Annotated in this window: 15 protein-coding genes; 11 read left to right on the plus strand and 4 right to left on the minus strand. The window is 70.4% G+C overall.

Annotated elements, in window-relative coordinates; genetic code table 11:
• Positions 1–23: 23 nt before the first annotated feature.
• The 7 genes from AB0F88_RS20640 to AB0F88_RS20670 all read left to right on the plus strand — a co-directional run bounded on the left by AB0F88_RS20640 (position 24) and on the right by AB0F88_RS20670 (position 7,763).
• Entirely contained in the window at positions 24–695 is a 672-nt protein-coding gene (locus tag AB0F88_RS20640) for an HAD family phosphatase (RefSeq protein WP_362686035.1), read from the plus strand.
• 120 nt (positions 696–815) lie between these two features.
• Positions 816–1,400, plus strand: a complete 585-nt coding sequence (locus tag AB0F88_RS20645) for a cellulose synthase (RefSeq protein WP_362686038.1) — start codon at positions 816–818, stop codon at positions 1,398–1,400.
• A 265-nt stretch (positions 1,401–1,665) separates the two neighbouring features.
• A complete protein-coding gene (locus AB0F88_RS20650; RefSeq protein ID WP_362686041.1) occupies positions 1,666–2,676 on the plus strand; it encodes an ABC transporter permease in 1,011 nt (336 codons plus the stop codon).
• Between the two features lie 58 nt (positions 2,677–2,734).
• A complete protein-coding gene (locus tag AB0F88_RS20655; RefSeq protein ID WP_362686044.1) occupies positions 2,735–4,513 on the plus strand; it encodes an ABC transporter substrate-binding protein in 1,779 nt (592 codons plus the stop codon).
• 82 nt (positions 4,514–4,595) lie between these two features.
• Positions 4,596–5,609, plus strand: coding sequence for an ABC transporter permease (locus tag AB0F88_RS20660; RefSeq protein WP_362686047.1), 1,014 nt, complete (start codon positions 4,596–4,598; stop codon positions 5,607–5,609).
• Complete coding sequence (locus tag AB0F88_RS20665) at positions 5,606–6,649, plus strand: ABC transporter ATP-binding protein (RefSeq protein ID WP_362686050.1); 1,044 nt, start codon at positions 5,606–5,608, stop codon at positions 6,647–6,649. The genes AB0F88_RS20660 and AB0F88_RS20665 overlap by 4 nt, the downstream gene beginning before the upstream one ends.
• Before the next feature lie 46 nt (positions 6,650–6,695).
• Positions 6,696–7,763 (plus strand): dipeptide ABC transporter ATP-binding protein, encoded by a 1,068-nt coding sequence (locus AB0F88_RS20670; RefSeq protein ID WP_362686053.1) that lies wholly within the window; start codon positions 6,696–6,698, stop codon positions 7,761–7,763.
• A gap of 84 nt (positions 7,764–7,847) precedes the next feature.
• On the opposite strand, the gene AB0F88_RS20675 is transcribed toward AB0F88_RS20670, so the two are convergent.
• From AB0F88_RS20675 to AB0F88_RS20685, 3 genes are all read right to left on the minus strand, one after another.
• Positions 7,848–8,531, minus strand: coding sequence for a response regulator transcription factor (locus AB0F88_RS20675; RefSeq protein ID WP_350967820.1), 684 nt, complete (start codon positions 8,529–8,531; stop codon positions 7,848–7,850).
• Positions 8,531–9,778 carry a sensor histidine kinase gene (locus AB0F88_RS20680; RefSeq protein WP_362686057.1) on the minus strand — a complete coding sequence of 416 codons (1,248 nt, stop codon included), beginning with the start codon at positions 9,776–9,778 and terminating at the stop codon, positions 8,531–8,533. Before AB0F88_RS20680 ends, AB0F88_RS20675 begins: the two co-directional genes overlap by 1 nt.
• A gap of 279 nt (positions 9,779–10,057) precedes the next feature.
• Positions 10,058–10,936 carry a RecB family exonuclease gene (locus tag AB0F88_RS20685; protein ID WP_362686060.1) on the minus strand — a complete coding sequence of 293 codons (879 nt, stop codon included), beginning with the start codon at positions 10,934–10,936 and terminating at the stop codon, positions 10,058–10,060.
• A gap of 168 nt (positions 10,937–11,104) precedes the next feature.
• Between AB0F88_RS20685 and AB0F88_RS20690 the strand changes: the two genes are divergently transcribed.
• The 4 genes from AB0F88_RS20690 (at position 11,105) to AB0F88_RS20705 (ending at position 15,812) form a co-directional block, all read left to right on the plus strand.
• Complete coding sequence (locus tag AB0F88_RS20690; RefSeq protein WP_362686727.1) at positions 11,105–12,196, plus strand: site-2 protease family protein; 1,092 nt, start codon at positions 11,105–11,107, stop codon at positions 12,194–12,196.
• Positions 12,197–12,354: 158 nt separating this feature from the next.
• Complete coding sequence (locus tag AB0F88_RS20695; RefSeq protein WP_362686063.1) at positions 12,355–13,890, plus strand: hypothetical protein; 1,536 nt, start codon at positions 12,355–12,357, stop codon at positions 13,888–13,890.
• A 12-nt stretch (positions 13,891–13,902) separates the two neighbouring features.
• The gene (locus tag AB0F88_RS20700) at positions 13,903–14,337 is read left to right on the plus strand and encodes a hypothetical protein (RefSeq protein WP_362686066.1); all 435 of its coding nucleotides are present in this window, start codon (positions 13,903–13,905) and stop codon (positions 14,335–14,337) included.
• Positions 14,334–15,812, plus strand: coding sequence for an FHA domain-containing protein (locus AB0F88_RS20705; RefSeq protein WP_362686069.1), 1,479 nt, complete (start codon positions 14,334–14,336; stop codon positions 15,810–15,812). Before AB0F88_RS20700 ends, AB0F88_RS20705 begins: the two co-directional genes overlap by 4 nt.
• Before the next feature lie 317 nt (positions 15,813–16,129).
• On the opposite strand, the gene AB0F88_RS20710 is transcribed toward AB0F88_RS20705, so the two are convergent.
• Positions 16,130–18,241: a cation:proton antiporter gene (locus AB0F88_RS20710; protein WP_362686072.1), complete on the minus strand. Its 2,112-nt coding sequence runs from the start codon at positions 18,239–18,241 to the stop codon at positions 16,130–16,132.
• Positions 18,242–18,330: the final 89 nt, after the last annotated feature.

The following is an 18,330-nucleotide window of genomic DNA, read 5'->3' on the forward strand; positions in this document are numbered from 1 at the left end:
GATCGGCAGGGGGTTCACCGGGAATGGAAGCGGTTCTCTTCGACATGGACGGGCTTCTCGTCGACAGCGAGAAGATCTGGTTTCAGGTCGAGACCGAGGTGATGGAACGGCTCGGCGGAGAATGGGGGGAGGCCCACCAGGAGAATCTGGTGGGCGGCTCCATGCCGGCCACCGTGGCATACATGCTCAGGATCTCCGGCGGGGGCGCCAGTCCCGCCGAGGTGGAGGCCTGGATGCTGGAGGGCATGACCGCCAGGCTCGCGGGCGGGGTGGAGATGATGCCCGGCGCCGCCGAGCTGCTGGCGGAGGTGCGCGGGCAGGGCCTGGCCACGGCCCTGGTCACCTCGTCGGTCCGGCCGATCGCCGAGGCGTGCCTGAAGAGCATCGGCAGGGACAACTTCGACCGCGTGATCACCGGTGACGACGTCATGAGGACCAAGCCCGATCCCGAGCCCTACCTGACGGCCGCCCGGCTGCTGGACGTCGATCCGGCCCGCTGCGTCGCCCTGGAGGACTCCCCGAATGGGGTGACGTCGGCCACCGCCGCGGGCTGCCGGGTGGTGGCGGTGCCGAGCGTGCTGCCGATCCCCGCCGCGCCCGGCCGCCTCGTCGTCGGCTCTCTGCTGGAGGTCGACGTGGCGATCCTGCGTTCGCTGTCCTCCGGCGAGCCGTCCGAGGTCGGGGATCGTCCCTGATCTTTCTCGCGAACCGCCCCGTATCCCCTAAGGGGTGATCCCTCCTCAGGAAGGAGGGCCCGTCCCGGTTCCACGTGCCAGGATGGAGATCGGGTAAGCCGATACGAGGGGCGGTCCGCTATGTCGTTCACACAGATCGCGTGGTTGCCGCTCTGCGCCGGGGTCACCGGCGTGGGGCTGGTGCTGAGTTTCCTGCTGATGCGGCGCCGGGGGGCCGCGACGGGGTTGCGTGCCGCGGCCTGGTCGCTGCTGCCCGTCGCCGCCTACCTGACCGGCGCGCTGCCGACCCTGTGGCAGATCGGCACGGCGATCGTCGGGTTCGTCACCGGCCTGGCGTTCAATCCCATGGTGTGGGCCGGGGTGGGGGTGGCCGGGCTCTCCGCGCTGCTCTTCCTGATCTCCGGCTTCCTGCGCGGCCGCCGCCTCAGGGCCGCTGCGTCCTCGGGGTCCTCGGCGTCCTCGGCGTCCGGGGCCTCTCCCGCGCCCGTCGCGAGCGCTGCGGCCGCCTCGGGGCAGCACAGGGCCGTGACGCCGGGGGCGCAGGGCGCGCCCGGGGCGACCGCCGTCACGCAGCCGCTGCCCAAGCGCACGCCCGCGCCCTCGCCCGTCTCCAGGGCCGCCGGGTCCAAGCCCGCGGCGAAGCCGGCGGCCGACGACGACTTCTCCGATATCGAGGACATCCTGAAGCGCCGGGGAATCGGGTGACGCTACGTCATCGCCCCGTTTCCATGTCACGAATCCGAGACATAAGCGGAACGGCTTCCAGACATTGCCTTCAAGATCAAAACAAATGAATTTCACGTGAATCACAGTTGAGCCACATAGCGCCTCAGGGGACTGGTCAGCGCAGTTCAGCCCATAGATTCTGCGCACGGGACCACTAATAACGGCCCGTAGACTTACGGCGCGCTACCCCGACCCGGGGGACGCGTTGACGGACGACGTCGTCTGGGATCCAGGGGGCCACTGTATGACCGCACCGCTCGATGTCCCCGGCACGGCCATGGAGGCCCAGCCGGAGGCCGTTCTCGAAGGGGTGGGCGGAAAAGCCATCGAAGGCCGCTCTCTCGGCCAGATCGCTTGGCTGCGCCTGAAGCGCGACAAGGCAGCGATCATCGGTGCTTTCGTCGTGGTCTTCCTGACGCTGATCGCGATCTTCGCGGAGCGTCCGTTCGGCGGGATCATCGCGCTGTTCGGGGACTCTCCGAACATTCCCAACAACGACCTCATCGACCCCATGACGAGCGCCCCGCTGGGCGCCTGGGGCGGGATCAGCCTTGAGCACCCGTTCGGGCTGGAGCCGGTCAACGGCCGTGACATCTTCGCCCGGATCCTCTCCGGCGCCCAGATCTCGCTGCTGGTCGCCTTCCTGGCCACGCTGCTCTCGGTGGTGCTCGGCTCGCTGCTGGGTGTGCTCGCGGGCTTCTTCGGCGGCTGGGTCGACACCCTCATCAGCCGGGCGATGGACGTCTTCCTCGCCTTCCCCCTGCTGCTGTTCGCGATCGCCATCGTCGGCGCCGTCCCCGACCAGGCGCTCGGGCTGCAGGGCAACGGCCTGCGGATCGCGGTGATCGTGTTCATCATCGGCTTCTTCAACTGGCCCTACATCGCGCGCATCGTGCGCGGCCAGACCCTGTCGCTGCGCGAGCGCGAGTTCGTCGACGCGGCCCGCTCCCTGGGCGCGGGCAACCGCTACATCATCTTCCGCGAGGTGTTCCCGAACCTCGTGGCGCCGATCCTCGTCTACGCCACCCTGCTCATCCCCACGAACATCCTGTTCGAGGCGGCTCTGTCCTTTCTCGGTGTAGGTGTGAACGAGCCCCAGGCCTCCTGGGGCGGCATGCTCACCAGGGCGGTCGACTACTACCAGACCGCCCCGCTCTTCATGATCGTCCCGGGCCTGGCGATCTTCATCACCGTCATGGCGTTCAACCTGCTGGGCGACGGGCTCCGGGACGCCCTCGACCCGCGAGCCCGGTAGCGAACAAGCGACCGTCCTCTATATCACCGTCACTCATGACAAGGGGTATACCACCACGATGAGGAAGATCAACGTACTGGCGCTCGGTGCGCTGGGTACCGCGCTGACCATGGGACTGGCCGCCTGTGGCGGAACAGCCGGTGGCGGTGGCAACACGTCCTCGGGAAGTCAGGGGACCGGCGCCGCGGCCTCCGCGGCCAAGCACAACGACGGCTACACCAAGGTCGTCAACGCCTCCGACGCCAAGGGCGGCACGCTCAAGTTCGCCTACTCCGACGAGCCCGACTCGATGGACCCGGGCAACACGTACTACGCGTTCAACTGGAACTTCACCCGGCTGTACGCCCGCCCGCTGATGACCTACGCCCCCGCCCCCGGGGACGCCGGCCTGAAGCTGGTCCCGGACCTGGCCGAGGGCCCCGGCGAGATGGCCGAGGACGGCCTCTCCTGGACGTACAAGATCAAGAAGGGCATCAAGTACGACGACGGCACCGAGGTCAAGGCCGCGGACGTCAAGTACGCCATCGCCCGCAGCAACTTCACCTCCGAGCTCACCGACGGTCCGAAGTACTTCGCCCAGTACCTCGACGCCGGTGACTACAAGGGTCCCTACAAGGACAAGAACCTCGACGACTTCAAGGGTATCGAGACCCCCGACGACTACACCGTCGTCTTCAAGCTGAAGGCGCCGTTCGCGGAGTTCGACTTCCTCGTCGCCAACCCGCAGTCGGCCCCGGTGCCGCAGGCCAAGGACACCGGCCTCGACTACGAGAAGACCGTCGCCTCGACCGGTCCCTACAAGATCGAGAGCTACGAGATCGGCAAGCAGTTCAACCTCGTCAAGAACGAGAACTGGGACCCGGCCACCGACACCACCCGCAAGCAGCTGCCCGACCGCATCGAGGTCCAGCTGAAGCAGAACGCCGAGGACATCGACAAGCGCCTCATGAGCGGCCAGGTCCACGTCGACCTCGGCGGCACCGGCGTGCAGCCGGCGGCCCGCGCCCAGATCGTCGCGGACGCCAAGCTGAAGGAGTCCACGGACAACCCCTTCACGCCGTTCAACCGCTACGCGATGATGTCGACCGCGGTGAAGCCGTTCGACAACATCGAGTGCCGCAAGGCCGTGCAGTACGCCACCGACAAGACCGCCACCCAGGCTCCCTGGGGCGGCCCGCTCGGCGGCGAGATCGGCACCACCGCGATGACCCCGACCACGGTCGGCTACAAGCAGTTCGACCTCTACCCCAACGGCGCCGACCACAAGGGTGACCTGGCCAAGGCCAAGGAGCACCTGGCGGCCTGCGGCCAGCCGAACGGCTTCGAGACCAACATCGCGGTCCGCGGTGACCGCACCAAGGAAGTCCAGGTCGCCGAGGCCCTCCAGGCCTCCCTCGACCGGGTCGGCATCAAGGCCACCATCAAGAAGTACCCCTCGGGTGACTGGAGCGCGCAGTACGCCGGCAAGCCGGAGTTCGTGCACGCCAACAAGCTGGGCATCATGATCGCCGGTTGGGGTTCCGACTGGCCGTCCGGCTTCGGGTTCCTGTCGCAGATCGTCGACGGTCGCTTCATCAAGGACTCCGGCAACTACAACATGATGGAGCTCAACGACAAGTCGGTGAACGAGCTGCTGGACAAGGGCATCCAGACCACCGACGCCGCGGCCCGCAACGAGATCTGGGCGCAGGTCGACCAGAAGGTCATGGAGTCTGCCGCCTTCATGTCCTTCGTCTACGAGAAGACCCTGATCTTCCGCCCGTCGACCCTGACCAACGTGTACGTGCACCCGGCCTACGGCATGTACGACTACACGTGGCTCGGCGTCCAGCAGTAGCCCTTCCCTAGTTAGCCAAAGGCAGGTGAAGGCCTGACGGTGCCCGGGAGCGACCCTCCCGGGCACCACCGGCCGAACGATCGTGGTCGCTTTCATCGTCCGCCGCGTGATCGCCGCCGTGCTGATGCTCGCCATTGTCAGCATGGCCACCTTCGCGATCTTCTTTCTCATCCCGCGTGCCCTGGGGCAGACCCCCGAGGGCATGGCGTCGCGTTACGTCGGGCGAGACGCCACCCCTGAGGCGATCCAGGGCGCAGTCAAGCGACTGCATCTGGACGATCCGCTCCTGGTGCAGTACGGCCGGTTCGCGCAGGGCATCGTCGCCGGTCAGGACTACTCGCTCGGCCCGCGCAAGGCCGAGTGCCCGGCACCGTGCTTTGGCTTCTCCTTCAACAACAACCAGCCGGTCTGGCCGACGCTGCTCGACCGGCTCCCCGCGACGATCTCCCTCGCCCTGGGCGCCGCGGTCACCTGGGTCGTCGTCGGCGTCAGCGTGGGCGTCATCTCCGCGCTGAAACGCGGCACCGCCATGGACCGGACGGCCATGACGATCGCCCTGGCCGGAGTGTCGCTCCCCATCTACTTCACCGGCCTGGTGTCACTGTCGCTGTTCGCGTACACGCTGGGGATCTTCCCCGGCGGCGGCAGCTACACGGCGTTCACCGAGAATCCGGTCATGTGGTTCCAGGCGCTTGTCCTACCGTGGATCACCCTGGCGTTCCTGTACGCCGCCCTGTACGCCCGGCTCACCCGGGCGGGCATGCTGGAGACCATGGGCGAGGACTACATCCGCACGGCCCGCGCCAAGGGCCTCAAGGAGCGGACGGTCGTGACCAAGCACGCGCTGCGGGCCACGCTGACCCCGATCCTCACCATCTTCGGCCTGGACCTCGGCCTGCTGCTGGGCGGCGCGGTGCTCACCGAGAGCACCTTCTCCATCCCCGGCATCGGAAAGCTGGTCATCGACGCGATCCGGAGCAACGACCTGCCCGTCGTCCTGGGCGTGACCCTGTTCGCGGCGATCTTCATCGTCGTGGCCAATCTCATCGTGGACGTCCTGTACGCGGTGGTCGACCCGAGGGTGAGGCTCTCATGACGACTCCCGCACCGGAGTCCTTCCTGGAACTGCGTGACCTGCGCATCCACTTCCCGACCGAGGACGGCCTGGTCAAGTCCGTCGACGGCCTGTCGTTCAAGCTCGAGCGGGGCAAGACCCTGGGCATCGTGGGCGAGTCGGGTTCGGGCAAGAGCGTGACCAGCCTCGGCATCCTGGGCCTGCACAAGGGCGGCCGGGCCAAGATCTCCGGTGAGATCTGGCTGGACGGCGAGGAACTCGTCGGCGCGAGCCCCGACCACGTGCGGACCCTGCGCGGCAAGAAGATGGCGATGATCTTCCAGGATCCGCTGTCCGCCATGCACCCGTACTACAGCGTGGGCGCCCAGATCATCGAGGCGTACCGGATCCACCACAAGGTCAGCAAGGCCGTCGCCCGCAAGCACGCGATCGACATGCTCGGCCGGGTGGGGATCCCGCAGCCCGACAAGCGGGTCGACGACTACCCCCACCACTTCTCCGGCGGCATGCGCCAGCGCGCGATGATCGCCATGGCGCTCTCCTGCGACCCCGAGCTCCTCATCGCCGACGAGCCCACCACGGCCCTCGACGTGACCGTCCAGGCGCAGATCCTCGACCTGATGCGCGACCTGCAGAGCGAGTTCAACTCCGCGCTGATCGTCATCACCCACGACCTCGGCGTGGTCGCCGAGCTGTCGGACGACATCCTGGTGATGTACGGCGGCAAGTGCGTCGAGTACGGCACGGCCGAGGACACCTTCTACCGGCCCGAGCACCCCTACACGTGGGGTTTGCTGGGATCGATGCCCCGCCTGGACCGCGAGCCCACCGAGCGGCTGCTCCCGATCAAGGGCTCCCCGCCCTCCCTGATCAACGTGCCGTCCGGCTGCGCCTTCAACCCCCGCTGCGCCTTCGCCGGCCGTACCGAGGGCAAGGCCACCTCGGAGGTGCCGCAGCTGCTGGAGACCGACGGCGGCCACCTGGTCCGCTGCCACATGCCCCGCGCGGAACGGCGGTCCATCTGGGAGAACGAGATCAAGCCGATGATGGAGAGCACGTGAGCCAGCGAGCCGGTCAGCACAGCACGCCTCGGGTTAGGGAGGACGCGTGACCTCGGTCAACGTCGTTGACGACAAGGGCGGCGCGGCCGAAAGGTCCCCCTCCGACGCGCTGCTGTCCGTGCAGGGCCTGCAGAAGCACTTCCCGGTGACCAAGGGACTGCTGCGCAGGCAGGTCGGCGCGGTCAAGGCGGTCGACGGGGTCAGCTTCGACGTCCGCAAGGGCGAGACGCTCGGCCTGGTGGGCGAGTCCGGCTGCGGCAAGAGCACCACGGGACGGCTGATCACCCGCCTGCTGGAGCCCACCGGCGGCAAGATCGTCTTTGAGGGCCACGACATCACCCACATGTCCCAGGCCAAGATCCGCCCGCTCCGCCGCGACGTGCAGATGATCTTCCAGGACCCCTACTCGTCGCTCAACCCCCGGCACACGGTCGGCGCCATCGTCGGCGCCCCGTACCGCATCCAGGGGATCCAGACCGAGCAGGGCACCAAGAAGGCGGTCCAGGAGATCCTGGAGCTGGTCGGGCTCAACCCCGAGCACTACAACCGCTACCCGCACGAGTTCTCCGGCGGCCAGCGCCAGCGCATCGGCATCGCCCGCACGCTCGCCCTCAAGCCCAAGCTCATCATCGCCGACGAGCCGGTCTCCGCGCTGGACGTGTCGATCCAGGCCCAGGTGGTCAACCTCCTGGAGGACCTGCAGAACGAGCTCGACCTGACCTACGTCATCGTCGCGCACGACCTGTCGGTCATCCGGCACATCAGCGACCGGGTCGCGGTCATGTATCTCGGCAAGATCGTCGAGCTGGCCGACCGCAAGGACCTGTACGAGTCGCCCATGCACCCGTACACCACCGCGCTGATGTCCGCGGTGCCCGTCCCCGACCCGGCCCGGCGCAGGGACCGCGAGCGCATCCGCCTCCAGGGCGACGTGCCCAGCCCGCTCAACCCGCCGCCCGCCTGCCGGTTCCACACCCGGTGCTGGAAGGCCCAGGAGATCTGCAAGACGGTGGAGCCGCCGCTGGCGACGCTGGCCCCGGGTCACCAGGTCGCCTGCCACTTCCCGGAGAACGCCCCTGCCGGGCAGGCCTCCCCGCAGCCCGTCTCCGGCTGACCACTCGCCGCACCCCGCCCGTACGGAGCGCCCGTGCGGGCGGGCGCGCGCGGGGGTCACGTCCAGGGGGTCAAATCCAGGAGGTCAGGGAAGCGCGCCCGGCGTGATCAGGCCGGTCTCGTACGCGAGGACGACGGCCTGGACGCGGTCGCGCAGGCCCAGCTTGGTGAGCACGTTGCCGACGTGGGTCTTGACCGTCGTCTCGCTCACCACCAGCTGGGCGGCGATCTCCGCGTTGGACATGCCCTTGGCGATCAGCCGGAGCACCTCCAGCTCGCGCTCGGTCAGCCGGTCCAGGCGCGCGGGGGTCGACTGCTGGTGCGCCGAGGGCAGGTGCGCGCCGAACTTGTCCAGCAGCCGCCTGGTGACGCTCGGCGCGACGATGGCGTCGCCCGCCGCCACCACCCGGATCGCCTGCACCAGCTCCTCGGGCGGCACGTCCTTCAGCAGGAACCCGCTCGCCCCGGCGCGCAGCGCCTCCACGATGTACTCGTCGAGGTCGAAGGTCGTCAGCACCAGCACCCGCGGCACGTGCGCGCCCGCGGTGGCCTCACGCACGATCCTGCGGGTCGCCTCGATGCCGTCCACCCCCGGCATCCGGATGTCCATCAGCACCACGTCGGGCAGCAGCGCCCGCGACTGGTCCTGCGCGGCCTTGCCGTCCCCCGCCTCGCCGACCACCGTGAGATCGGGCTCGGCCTCCAGGATCAGGCGGAAGCCCGTGCGCAGCAGCGGCTGGTCGTCCACCAGCAGCACTCTGATCGTCATCACGTGTCCTTGAGGGGGAACCGGGCATTGACCTCGAATCCGCCCCCGTCGCGCGGGCCGATCCTCAGAAGTCCACCATAGAGGGCGACGCGTTCCCGGATGCCCGCCAATCCGTGCCCGGTCACCTCCTCGTCCGCGTCGCGCGCCGCAGGGCCGAGGCCGTCGTCCTCGACCTGGACGGCCAGCTCGCCCGGCTCGTGCCGTACCGTCACCCAGGCCCGCGCCTGCGGCCCCGCGTGCCGCAGGCTGTTGGTCAGGGCCTCCTGGACCAGCCTGTACGCGGCCAGGTCGACACCGGGGGGCAGTTTTCTCCCCGTTTCCTCGGTTTCCCCCGTTCCTGACGCTCCTGTCGCGCCCGGAGTGCCCCGCCCGTCCTCGATCCACAGCTGCGTCCGCAACCCCGCCTCGCGCATCTGGTCGACCAGGGCCGGGATCTCACGCACCCCCGGCTGCGGGTTGCGCTCGGCGGGTGTCCCGTCGGTCCTGAGCACGCCCACCATGCTGCGCATCTCCGACATCGCGGTCCGGCCGAGCTTCTCGATCGCCGACAGGGCCTCTCTCGCCCCGTCGGGGTTGCTGGCCAGCACCCGCCGCGCCGCGGCGGCCTGCACGGTCATCACGCTCACGTGGTGGGCGACCACGTCGTGCAGCTCACGGGCGATGCGGGAACGCTCCTCGGCCCTGGCCGCCCGGGTGTCGGCCTCCCGGGCGCGTTCCATGCGCCGTGCCCGGTCGCGCAGTTCCGCCTGGTAGGCCCGGCGCAACCGCACGCTCCGGCCGGCGATCCACAGGGAGGCGGTGAACACGGCCATCAGCAGGTGACCGCTCCACCCGCCGAGCCCGCCGCCCGCCGCCGACGACAGGACGTGACCGGTGAGGGCCAGCGCCGGGGCGCACACGCTGAGCGCCAGGCCGCGCCCGGCGGCGATCGTGTAGACCAGCACCAGGGTGACGAGCCAGAGCAGGGAGGGGTTGCGTCCCGTGGCGGCCAGCGCGACCTCGGCCACACAGACCAGGAAGAGCACCAGGAACGGCCGGTGGCGGCGCAGCGCCACCGACAGGCAGCCCGCCACGATCAGGCCGAGGCCCATCGCGTCGGGCGTCCTGAGGCGGTCTGGGTCGCCGAAGACGTGAGCCGCGTGGGCGAAGGGAACCGAGGCGGCGGCCAGCGCTCCACCGAAGATCGCGTCGGGAATCAGCGGATGCCCGTGGAACCACGTCCGAAGGCTGCCGATGGTGTTGCGCACACAATCAATTTAGGCGCCCTCCCTGCGGCGCCACCCTGCCAGAGGTGGATATCGCCCTCATCCCCGCGAAGGATCCGCCCCGGGGAACGCGCGGGAAGCGCGCGGGGACACGCCCTGGACGGGGCCGGGGGCTTTCCGTGAGGGCCACGCCGGAGACGGGCCGGGGAGCGCGCCGCGAGGCCGCGCCGGCGCCGCGGCCGCCACCGGACGCGTCCGCGTCGCTCCGGCATCCGTTTCGAAGAGCATCCTTCCCGAAGAGCATCCGTCCCGGAGGGCGTGTCAGAGCTCGTCCGTGGCCGCCCTCGAGGTCCTGGCGGGGCGCCGGTTGCTGCGGACGGTGTCGCCGGGCTGCCGCTCGGGAACGGGCGGGGGAGTGCCGCCGAACTCCGGGCACAGGTCCTTGTAGCTGCACCAGCCGCACAGCCTGCTGGGCCTGGAGCGCCACTCGCCCGTCTCCAGGGCCCGCTCGATGGCCTGCCACAGGGCCTGGACCTTGCGCTCGGTGGCCAGCAGGTCGGCCTCGTCGGGGATGTAGCGCAGGACCTCGCCGCCGCCCCCGAGGTACATCAGCTGGAGCATGCGGGGCACCGAGCCGCGCAACCGCCACAGGACCAGCGCGTAGAACTTCATCTGGAACAGCGCCTTGGCCTCGAAGGCGGGCCCCGGGGCGCTGCCGGTCTTGTAGTCGACCACGCGGACCTCGCCGGTGGGCGCCACGTCCAGCCGGTCGATGTAGCCCCGCAGCATCAGGCCGCTGCCGAGCACCGCCTCCACGTAGAGCTCCCGCTCGGCGGGCTCCAGGCAGGTGGGGTCCTCAAGGGTGAAGTAACGCTCCAGCATGGCGCGGGCCTGGGCCAGCCACTCGGCGCGGTCGTCGTCGCCGGTGAACATCCCCGCGTACGACGGATCCTCCTCCTGGAGCCTGCGCCACTGCGGCTCCAGCAGGTCCTGGGCCGCGGAGACCGTGCGCTCCGGGGCGGGCAGGTCGTACAGGCGCTCCAGCACCGAGTGGACCATGGTGCCGCGCACCGCGGCGGGCGATGGCGGCTCGGGAAGCCGGTCGATCACCCGGAAGCGGTAGAGCAGCGGGCACGTCATGAAGTCACCCGCGCGCGACGGCGACAGGGCTCCGACGATCGTGGGCTCGGTCAGTGACATGACCGCACTGTAGGTCACGGTGACGACAGTTTGGACCCGGGGCGGCCTCGCGGCGTCTGCCGGAGGCCCGATGGCGCGTACCATCGAGGCCTGAGGGTAGAGGGAACGAGGAATGGTGAGCCAGCGGTGAGCAGCGACAGCCCACGCCAGGACAGTCCGGGGCTGCGGATGGGCCGCCCGTTCGGCATTCCGATCTACGTCTCGCCGACCTGGTTCATCGTGGCGGCCTTCATCACCTACTCGTTCCAGAGCGTGGTGGCCTACCGGCTGCCCGACCTGAACACCCCGCTCACGTACGTCGTCGCGTTCGTCTTCGCGGTGCTGCTGTACGTCTCGGTGCTTTTGCACGAGCTGGCGCACTGCGTGGTGGCCAGGATGTACGGCCTGCCGGTACGGCGCATCACGCTCTACCTGCTCGGCGGCGTCTCGGAGATCGAACGCGAGCCGGAGACCCCCGGCAGGGAGTTCATGGTCGCCTTCGCCGGGCCGCTGCTCTCGCTCGGGCTGGCTGCGCTCGGCTTCGCCGCCTCCTACGTCATCGACCCCGGCACGATCGTCGGCGTCCTGGTCTTCCAGCTCTGGCTCGCCAACCTGATGGTCGGGGTCTTCAACCTGCTGCCGGGACTGCCGCTCGACGGCGGGCGCATGCTGCGGGCGGGCGTCTGGAAGATCACCCGCAAGCCGGTCTCCGGCACGATCGCGGCGGCCTGGGCGGGCCGGGTGCTGGCCGTCGCCCTGATCGTGCTGCCCGTCGGGCTGACGCTGGTGGCCGGGCAGGAGCCGGAGACGACCATGCTCATCTGGTTGATGCTGCTGGCCGCCTTCATCTGGTTCGGCGCCACCCAGGCGCTGCGCGGCGCCCGCGTGCGGGCCCGCATCCCCGAGGTCAACGCCCGCGCCCTGGCCAGGCGGGCCATCGCGGTGACCGGCGACGTGCCGCTGGCCGAGGCCCTGCGCCGGGCCGCGGAGGCGCGGGCGGGGGCGATGGTGGTGGTCGACCACGAGGGCCACCCCACGGGCATCGTCAACGAGGTCGCGGTGGAGGCCACCCCCGAGAGCCGCCGCCCCTGGGTGACGGCGGGTTCGCTGGCGCGCAGCCTGGAGCCGTCGCTGGTGCTCGCCGCCGACCTGGAGGGGGAGCCGCTGATCGACGCCATGCGCGAGTCCCCGGCGGGGGAGTATCTCCTGGTGGAGCGCGGCGGCGAGATCTTCGGCGTGCTCGCGACCTCGGACGTGAACCGCGTGTTCAGCGGGGTTTAAGCGAACCGCAGGTGGTTCACATGCGTCTCACTGGATACTCGCCGATGACGGGGACGGCAGGAGAGGATCAGGTGTGTTCGTCCCCTCGTTTTCGGCACATACCAGGACCAGGGTTTTGGCCGGCGAACCGGCCGGCCAAGTAGCTTAAGGGACGTCAATTGGCACCCCCCCGAACACCGGCTCCGGCCGGCGATCTGACGCCGGATCTTCTCGGCGCCCCCGAATGGACCGACCAGATGGTCGCGGCCGCGGGCATCCCCATGTACGACATCCCCTTCCTCACGGTCGGCGGCGGCATGGGGTCCTTCGTGACGCTCGACTACCTGAGGATCTACGGCGTTCCCACCTCGCAGATGCGGGTGGTGTCCAACATCGACCACCCGTGGCAGACCTACGAGTTCCTCACCAGGTGCTCGCAGATCCCCCGGGGGGAGCGGATCCGCTCCGACTCCTCCTCCCGCCCGGACAACCTGTGGGGATTCCCCTCCTACGCCCTGGAAGAGGCGTGGAAGGAGAGGAAACCGTCGTACCTGTGGCAGATCCTCACCGAGCCGCTCCTGAACGACTACTGGACCCCGCGCGCCGGCACCGTCTTCGAGAACCTCGAGCGCGAGGCCAAGCGCATCGACTACTGGGACATGCTGGTCAAGGGCCAGGTGCGGATGATCCGCCGCAGGGCGGGCGGCGGCTACTTCACCGTGGTCACCCCGCCCGACGGCGCGGCGCCGACCAAGCGCATCATCTTCCGCTCGCGCTTCGTGCACGTCGCGGTCGGCTACCCGGGCCTGAAGTTCCTGCCCGACCTGCAGGAGTTCCGCACCAAGCACGGTGACTACCAGCACGTCGTCAACGCCTACGAGCCGCACGAGCAGGTGTACGAGTTCCTGAAGACCCGGCCGGGCACCGTGGTCATCCGCGGCGGCGGCATCGTCGCCTCCCGGGTGCTCCAGCGGCTGTTCGACGACCGGGAGAAGTACAACCTGCAGACGCAGATCATCCACATCTTCCGCACGTTCGTCAGCGGCTCGCACGGCCCCCACGTCTGGTCGCGCCGCAAGGGCGGGGACGGCTGGGCCTACCAGGGCTTCAACTACCCCAAGTCGGTGTGGGGCGGCCAGCTCAAGGCGGAGATGCGCAAGCTGGAGGGGCCCGAGCGGGCGAAGAAGTACAAGGAGATGGGCGGCACCAACACCCCCTTCAGGCGGCGCTGGCAGGAGCAGATGCGGGCGGGCCGCAGCGGGGGCTACTACCACGCCGTGCAGGGCACCGTCGACCGCGTGGAGCAGAGCCGCGACGGGCGGCTCGTCAGCTACGTGCGCAGCGGCGACGGCATCGTCAGGGAGCCGGTGTCCGACTACATCATCGACTGCACGGGCCTCGAGGCCGACATCGCCGAGCACCGGATCTTCGCGGACCTGCTCCAGTACGGCGGGGCGGGCCGCAATCCGGTGGGCAGGCTGGACGTGGAGCGCCACTTCGAGGTGAAGGGGACCGCCAGCGGCGACGGCGCCCTCTACGCCTCGGGGTCGGCCACGCTCGGCGGCTACTTCCCCGGCGTCGACACCTTCCTCGGCCTGCAGATCGCGGCCCAGGAGATAGCCGACGACCTGGCACGGCGAGGATTCGTCAAGAAGATGGGACCTCTGCGATCGACCTCGCAGTGGTTCAAATGGGCCCGCAACTCGTCGGTGTAAGGAGTATCTCCCGTGGTTCCGACCCTGCTGGGCCGTATTCAGACGCGCCTGTTCATGCTCGCCACCGTCGGCGTGGTCATCACCCTGCTGATCGTTCCGCTGCTTCCCGTTTCCGGGTCGCTCTCCGGCCGCTACGTCAACGGCCTCCTCGTCATCGCGGCGGTGGCCGTGCTGGGGGTCGTCTGGGAGCTGATATACCACTTCCTGATGCAGTTCAGATGGGAGAAGGACTGGCCGACCCTCTTCGGCCTGCTGACACTCGTGCCCGAAGGTCTTGTGCTGTACTTTTTGCTACGGTCCGGTGCAGTCGATTTCATCGATCCGGTCCCGCCTGCCGCCTTCTGGACGCACTTCACCGTCGTCTGGGTATGCATCTGGTTGGTGACGAACGGCCCCATGAGGGTGCCGTTCATCCGGTGGCGTTTCCGGGGAGGGAGAGTTCTGTGACCGACCAGGGCTTCGGGGTGGTGCGTCCGCTTCCGGGCAACGGGCTGGTGGCCCACGAGGGTGGCCTGCTGCTGGTGTGCGACGCGGCCGAGGCCGTCGTCGAGGATCTGCTGGGAGCGCTGCGGGAGACCGCGGCCTCCGGCGGCGACGGCCGGGCGCTGGCCCGCCGGGTCGCCCAGATCCTCGCCGTCATGATGGGCGAGCCGGTGGCGTGCGCCGTCGCCGGTCCCGTCAGCGGGGGAGTGGCCGTCCTGGTCAGCGGCCCGGCGTTCGCGTCGGTGACCGGCGCGAACGGTGAGATCCAGCTCGCCGGCCGTGACGCGCTCACCTGGTCCGACCGGTTGGTCCCCGGCCCGGTGACCCAGGTGGAGCTACGCCTGCCCGACGCCGGGGACGCGCACCCGCTGTCCCGGCTGGACGCCGGGGTGATCGTCGCGGGCGGGGTCCGGTGTGACCCGACCGAGGCGGGCGCCGCCCCGCGGGCCGTGCCGCGGACGGAGTCCGCCGCGCCCCAGGGGCAGCACGCCCAGCAGAACGTCCAGCAGGCCGCGCCCCGGATGGAGCCCGCGGTCCCCGCGCCCACCCCGATGCCCGCGCCGCCCGAGCGGTCGACGCCCCCCGAGTGGTCGGCGCCCCCGGAGGCCGCCCCGCCCGCGCCCTACCCGATGGGCCCGGCCGAGCCCTACCCCCCGGTCGCCCCGCCGGTGGAGCCGCGGCGCGAGCCGCAGCCGCAGGGGTGGCACTCCGAGCCGATGCCCGCGGCGTCCCCGCAGGGCCCGCTCTCCTCTCCCGGCCACCCGGGTGGCCATTCCGGCGGTCCCTCGACCGGGCCCGCTCCGTCGGTCGTCCACCACGAGGACATCGACACGGCGATGGCGAGCGGGATGGGCGGGGACCCCATCGACGTGCGCGACCAGCCGTTCGAGTACGAGCTGCTGACGCCCGGGGGGTCGCAGCCGGGGAACGAGCCTTCCGGCCCCGCGGCCGAGCCCGAGGCGCGGCCGCTGGTCTACGGGGTCGACTGCAAGAACGACCACTTCAACGACCCTCGCGTGCCCTACTGCGCGGTCTGCGGCATCGCGCTGGTCCAGCGCACCCTGGTCCCGTACAAGGGGCCGCGCCCGCCGCTGGGGGTGCTGCTCCTGGACGACGGCATGACGCTGCGGCTCGACACCGACTACCTGGTGGGCCGCGACCCCGAGCGGGCTCCCGAGGTGGCCGACGGCTCGGTACGCCCGGCCAAGGTCACCAGCCCCGACGGCTCGGTCTCCCGGCGTCACCTGCGGGTGGCGCTGGACGGCTGGGACGTCAACCTGGTCGACCTGGGGTCGGTCAACGGCACCCAGATCCAGCCGCCCGGCGACCCCAACTTCTACGACATCCCGCCGAACGAGCCGGTCGCGATCCTGCCCGGCACCACCGTGCGGATCGGCGTCTCACGCACCATGCGCTACGAGTCGCACCGCAACCGCTGAGGACGCTGGGAACATCTGCCCCTGAGAACACCTCTCTTGAGAACACCTCTCTGAGAACGACTCTCGCCTTCCGGGCGGCACGGCCACGGCCGTGCCGCCCGACGTGTTCTCCGGGTTTCGAGGGAGCCGCCGTTCCCGAGGTGCTGTTTCCCGGTGCTCCCGGGCTTCCGGTGTTCTCGGGCTTCCGGGCTTTCCCGGTGTTCCCGGGGCAGGTTTCCCAGGGCAGTTCCCGGTGTTCCCGGGGCAGGTTTCCCAGGGCAGTTCCCGGTGTTCCCGGGGCAGGTTTCCCGGGGCAGGGGGGCGGGACGGTCGGGCGGTCAGGGCCGTGTGACCGGTGCGGCCGGGGCGGTCGGGGCGGCCGGGGCGCGCAGGGCGGAGACGGCCTCGGCCCAGTCGACCGGGTCGGCGTCCTGCTCGGCGCGGACCAGCAGGTGGGCGCCCTCGGGGGCGTTCGCGGTGTCGGCGGCCACGACCAGCGCGCCTTCCGGGACCGGGCCGGAGGTGGCCTCCACCCCGAGCCTGACCAGCCGCTGGGCCAGTGCCGAGGCCCGGTTTCCCCCGGTGAGGACCAGGGGACGCCCCTGCAGCGTCGCGAGGGTGAGCGCCACGTGGGCGGCCGCGTCGCCTCCCGGGCCGTGGTGCACCGCCACCGGCCCCGGCACGGAGCCGGACACGGAGCCGGGCACGGAGCCGGGCCCGGCCTGCCCGAACGGGGACGACGGGGACGACGGGGACGACAGGGACGACGGGGACGACGAGGACTCGGACGGCGAGCCGGGTCCGGGCCCGGCCACGGTCACCACGCGGCAGGTGGCGCCGTCGCGCACCCCGGCGTGGCCGGGGACACCGGCGGGCAGCACCAGCAGGTCGGGGCGGGCGCCGGAGGCCAGTCCCGGCAGCTCGCCCGCCACGTCCGCGCTGAACCGGCTCACCACCCTGCTGTCCGGGCCGCGCTCGCGGGCCGTGGCGGCCAGGGTCTCCAGCTCCTGGAGGGTCTCGGCCAGCTCGGCCAGCTCCGAGGAGAGGCCGCTGCCGACCTCCAGGCGCCCCGCCGGGTAGGGGCGCAGGTGCCCCAGGACCACCTCGGAGGGAGATCTCGACAGGGCCAGGGTGGTGGCCAGGCCGACCAGCGGGGCCTGCTCGGCGGGAGGCTCCGGCACGATCACCAGCACCCGGTGGGCGGCGGTCACCCCGAGGGCGGCGCGCTCGGCGTCGGCGACGTCGCGGGCCACCCGCCGGTCGGGATAGAGCCTGCGCACCAGCGGGCCGGTCATCGCGGTCGTGACCAGGGCCATGACCACCATCAGCGAGTACAGCTCGTCGTCGAGCACGCCCTTCTGCAGGCCGACGGTGAGGATGACGATCTCGGTGAGCCCTCGCGTGTTGAGCAGGGCGGCCAGCGTCCAGGACTGCCGGGCGGGCAGCCGCTGCGTCCGGGCGGCGGCGTAGGAGCCGAGCACCTTGCCGCCGATCGCGACGGCGAGGATGGCGGCGAGGGTGCCGAGGCTGGACAGGTCGAGCTCGCGAAGGTTGACGTTGAGGCCCGCCACCACGAAGAACATCGGCAACAGCAGCAGCACGGCGAGCTGCTCCAGCCGCTCCAGGATCTCGTGGTTGAGCCGCTCGGCCCCCTCGCGGGGCATCACCGTGCCGAACACGAACGCCCCGAAGATGAAGTGGACGTGCATCCACTCGGTGGCCCAGGCCGACCCGATCAGGCCGATGAGCACCAGCGAGAGCAGTCCGGGCGTGAGCCGCCCCGCCCTCTCGTACGCGGGCACCAGGCGGGCCAGCAGCGGCTTGACCACCAGGAACATCACCAGCGCGTACGGCAGGGCGAGCAGGACCTTCCACTGCCCCTCGGCCTCTCCCGCCCCGGCGATGCCCACCACCACGGCCAGGACGGTCCAGGCGAGCACGTCGATGACGGCGGCCGAGGCCAGGGCGAGGCCGCCGAGCGTGATGCGCTGCATGCCCCGGTCGGTGAGGATCCTGGCCAGCACCGGGAACGCGGTGGCGGCCATCGCCGCGCCCATGAACAGCACGAACGGCAGGGTCCTGTCGCCGCCCACGTGCTCGCCCGCGATGGCCAGCGCGAGCACGCACCCCAGGACGAACGGCACCACCGTCGAGCCGAGCGCCACGGTCACCGCGATCCGGCCCTTGCCCCTGACCAGCTTCTGGTCCAGCTCCAGGCCGACGACGAACATGAACAGCACGAGGCCGACGTTGGCCAGAGCCTGCAGCGGGGGCCGCATCTCGGGGCCGAACAGCTCGTCGCCGATCAGAGGGCCCAGCAGGGTGGGGCCGAGCAGGATGCCCGCCACGATCTCGCCGATGACCGGCGGCTGGCCGAGTCGCCTGGCCAGCGCTCCGAACAGCCGGGCCGCCGCGAGGACGATGACGAGGTCGAGCAGGAGCAGGTCCATATGGAGCACGTGACGGCACGCTTTCCGTAAGCAAAGAAAAGCCCCGAGAATGTCGAGGGCGACGTTACCGTGTGGGGAATGTCGTCGCG

The sequence above is a fragment of the Streptosporangium sp. NPDC023963 genome (genome assembly GCF_040639135.1).
Lineage (GTDB): Bacteria > Actinomycetota > Actinomycetes > Streptosporangiales > Streptosporangiaceae > Streptosporangium.